Genomic DNA, 2,674 nt, shown 5'->3' with positions numbered 1-2,674 from the left:
GTTGTGTATAAGAGACAGCCTTCAAGAAGAGGGTTAGGGTGAGGATGGTGTTAACCCTCGTTATGCATCTCTAAGTTTTCCACTTCGTTCTGACGCTGGATCGCTTTCGAATCGTCGTTACGCAGTGACTCAAGATACTCAAGGTATTCGTGATCAACATCTTTGGTGACGTAGATACCGTTGAACACCGAGCACTCAAACTGAGTGATGTCCGGATTCTCAATGCGAACCGCTTCAATCAGATCGTCCAGATCCTGGAAAATCAAACCGTCTGCACCGATTAGCTGACGAATTTCATCCACTTCACGGCCATGAGCAATCAGTTCGTTGGCGCTTGGCATATCGATGCCATACACGTTCGGGAAGCGAATCTCAGGTGCCGCAGAGGCCAGGTAAACTTTCTTCGCACCCGCTTCACGTGCCATCTCGATAATCTGCTCGGAAGTGGTACCGCGCACGATGGAATCATCCACCAGCAGCACGTTTTTATCGCGGAATTCAGCGCGGTTGGCGTTGAGTTTACGACGCACAGATTTACGACGCAGTTGCTGGCCTGGCATGATAAAGGTACGGCCAACGTAGCGATTCTTCACGAAGCCCTGACGATATGGCTTGTCGAGAATACGGGCGATTTCCAGCGCGATGTCGCAGGAAGTTTCTGGAATCGGGATAACCACGTCGATGTCCAAATCTTCCCACTCACGGGCAATTTTCTCACCGAGTTTTTTACCCATTTCAACGCGAGCGCTGTAAACGGAAATCTTGTCGATGAACGAGTCCGGACGCGCGAAGTAAACGTATTCGAACAGGCAAGGGTTGCTGGTTGGGTTGTCGGCACACTGGCGGGTGAACAACTGCCCTTTCTCAGTGATGTAAACCGCCTCGCCCGGCGCGATATCACGCAGGAACTCAAAGCCCAGCGTATCAAGCGCCACGCTTTCAGAAGCCACCATGTATTCGGTACGGCCATCACCCAAATCACGCTTGCCCATCACCAACGGACGAATACCGTTCGGATCACGGAAAGCCACCATGCCGTGGCCGATAATCATTGCCACACACGCATATGCGCCGCGGATTTGGCGGTTAGTCGCAGCAATGGCAGCAAAAATGTTGTCGGCTTCCAGCGGATAGTTGCGGAAGTTATCCAGCTCGCTGGCGAAAATATTGAGCAGGATTTCGGAATCAGAGGTGGTGTTAATATGACGACGCTTTTCTTCGAACAGCTTTTGGCGCAGTTCGTGCGCGTTCGTCAGATTACCGTTGTGTGCAAGAGTAATGCCGTACGGGGAGTTCACATAGAATGGCTGAGCTTCTGAAGCGCTTGAGCTACCCGCTGTCGGGTAACGCACATGGCCGATGCCCATATTTCCCTGCAAGCGCTGCATGTGAATGGCACCAAATACATCGCTCACCAGACCATTAGCTTTACGCAGACGAAAACAGTTTAAAGCATCAATGGTGACGATGCCTGCGGCATCCTGCCCACGATGCTGAAGCACCGTTAACGCGTCATAAATCGACTGGTTGACCGGCATAAAACCGGCGATACCGACAATACCGCACATGTTGTCTTTTCCTCATTAAGCCACAACCCCCCGATACGATTACCGGGGCAAGAAACTTGACGAGCTTTGCAGATAGTCAAAGAACCATCTGATGATGAAACTGAATTGCGGGATAAGCTGCGACTTTTGCCAGTCGTCACTCTTAGAAAAACCAGTAAACGTATCAAGAAAGAACAGAATGGCGGCGACGATCAGCGCTCCACGTAACGCACCGAAACAGATCCCCAACACCCTGTCTGTACCCGACAGGCCGGTTTTCTCAACCAGTGCGCTAATCACATAATTGACTATCGCACCGACGATGAGTGTCGCGATAAACAGTATCGCGATAGCTATTCCATTACGTACCAGTTCGTCTTCAAAGCCAGTGAACCAGACTGACAGGTAAGTGTAGTAATGACTGGCAACAAAGAAAGCACAACCCCATGTCACCAGCGACAACGCTTCACGCACAAACCCACGAATAACACTAATCAGAGCCGAAAAACCGATGACTCCAATGATGGCGTAATCTATCCAGACCATGAACAAATCTCACGACAAATCGCCCTGACGTCCAGTTCGGGGCGCATTCTAACAGAAAAAGAAAACGTTTGCGTAGGGATTTCCTTCCCTCGCGTAAATAAATAATGGCGTTGAAAAAATGCTCAACGCCATTAAAAGTTTGCCCTAAAACAACCCTCACCCTGGCCCTCTCCCTGAGGGAGAGGGGATGAGATCAGTGCCACTTTTCCCCCTCTCCTGGGGGAGAGGGTCGGGGTGAGGGCGACCTGAACTCAAATCGGGCTAATTTCTATCTCGCCGTATAATTCATCACCACACCGTTCAGCCCGGAAAGCGAATTCAGCTCGCCCAGTGAAGACTTAAGCTTGTCTTTCGAGGCATCCGGCCCCACCAGAATACGGGTGACTTTTCCTTGTACCGGTGTTGATGGTGACGTGTAAACACGGAACCCTGCGCCGCGTAGTTTACCAACAATTTCATTCACTTTGTCGGCATTCTTCAATGCACCAAGTTGCACAACGTAAGCTTTCCCGGTTGGTGCTTGTTCGGTCGTCTCTTGCTTCGCAGGCTTTTCTGGCACTGGCGGTTCTTCGTTCATCATC

Annotated in this window: 3 protein-coding genes; all 3 read right to left on the bottom strand. The window is 50.7% G+C overall.

Features of this window, described 5'->3' with window-relative positions:
* Positions 1-50: 50 nt before the first annotated feature.
* Positions 51-1,568: an amidophosphoribosyltransferase gene (purF, locus tag MES37_RS24015; RefSeq protein WP_064544769.1), complete on the bottom strand. Its 1,518-nt coding sequence runs from the start codon at positions 1,566-1,568 to the stop codon at positions 51-53.
* Positions 1,569-1,607: 39 nt separating this feature from the next.
* Positions 1,608-2,093, bottom strand: a complete 486-nt coding sequence (cvpA, locus tag MES37_RS24010) for a colicin V production protein (RefSeq protein WP_064544767.1) — start codon at positions 2,091-2,093, stop codon at positions 1,608-1,610.
* Positions 2,094-2,361: 268 nt separating this feature from the next.
* On the bottom strand, positions 2,362-2,674 hold a 313-nt coding region (dedD, locus tag MES37_RS24005; RefSeq protein ID WP_237932791.1), incomplete at its 5' end, for a cell division protein DedD.

This window comes from Buttiauxella sp. S19-1 (genome assembly GCF_022134725.1).
In the GTDB taxonomy this organism is placed as follows: domain Bacteria; phylum Pseudomonadota; class Gammaproteobacteria; order Enterobacterales; family Enterobacteriaceae; genus Buttiauxella; species Buttiauxella ferragutiae.
The sequence above is the reverse complement of the archived record's forward strand: the minus strand, read 5'-3'. Positions and strand labels throughout refer to the sequence as shown.